This window comes from Psychrobacter piscatorii, assembly GCF_904846415.1.
GTDB classification, from domain to species: domain Bacteria; phylum Pseudomonadota; class Gammaproteobacteria; order Pseudomonadales; family Moraxellaceae; genus Psychrobacter; species Psychrobacter piscatorii.
Genome location: NZ_CAJHAR010000087.1, coordinates 1 through 947 on the forward strand (window position 1 = coordinate 1; position 947 = coordinate 947).

Here is a 947-nt window from a genome sequence, read left to right on the forward strand (position 1 = left end):
GCAGCATGGCTTGCAGGGGCTATTTTTTTATTTGCGCTAGCGCCTCATGGGTTCTGGCCGCTAGCAATAGTGTCACCAGCGATTTTATATGCGCTGTTGGTACCAAATATGAGTGGTCGTCGCGCTTTTATTATCGGTGTAGCTTACGGTATGGGGCTATGGTGCGTCGGCGGCTTTTGGCTCTATACTGCCATCCATGATTATAGCGATACTCCAACGTGGCTCGCATTGATTATGATTGGATTGATGGGTCTCGGTATGGGACTGTTTCATGGATTTTTAGCACTAGTCTTTAACCGTATGGTAGGCAAACAACCCTTTTCATTTGCTGCTCTTTGGGTGCTACAAGAATGGTTAAAAACTTGGTTATTCACAGGCTTTCCGTGGCTGTTTGTTGGTTATGCATTTACTGAAGAGTATTGGTTATCGTCCTTAGCACCCGTTGCTGGTGTTTTTGCCGTCTCTTTTGTTGCCATACTATTGGCTGCAAGTTTAGTAGAGCTACTGCTTCGACGCAGTAGTTATGCCGTCGTTTCTGTACTGTTATTAGCCATTAGCACATCATTATGGCTGGTCAATCCGCAATGGACAAAACCTAAGGGCACACCTGATCTGTCAGTGTCATTGATTCAAGGTAATATTTCACAAGATATAAAGTGGCTGACGCAATATCAAGTAGAAACGCTAAAGATTTATGCGAAGTTAACGCGCACTGAGTGGGGACGTGATGTGGTGGTGTGGCCTGAATCATCTATTCCGATGTTTCAGGATGAGGCTGCGGGCTTTATTAGTGAAATGATAGAAATGGCCAATGCGACCAATACGACATGGATAACTGGTATCCCTTATAAGGATAAAGCGGCATTCAATGCCAGTACGGATAAGTATCCCCCATTTTACAATAGCGTGATTGCTCGAGGTGTAGAAGCGGAAGGCCTATACAAGAA

Annotated in this window: 1 protein-coding gene; it reads left to right on the plus strand. The window is 44.8% G+C overall.

Annotation, left to right across the window (positions count from 1 at the left end):
• Positions 1-947: apolipoprotein N-acyltransferase (lnt, locus tag JMX83_RS14940; protein WP_201603375.1), on the plus strand; the 947-nt coding region annotated here is incomplete at both ends.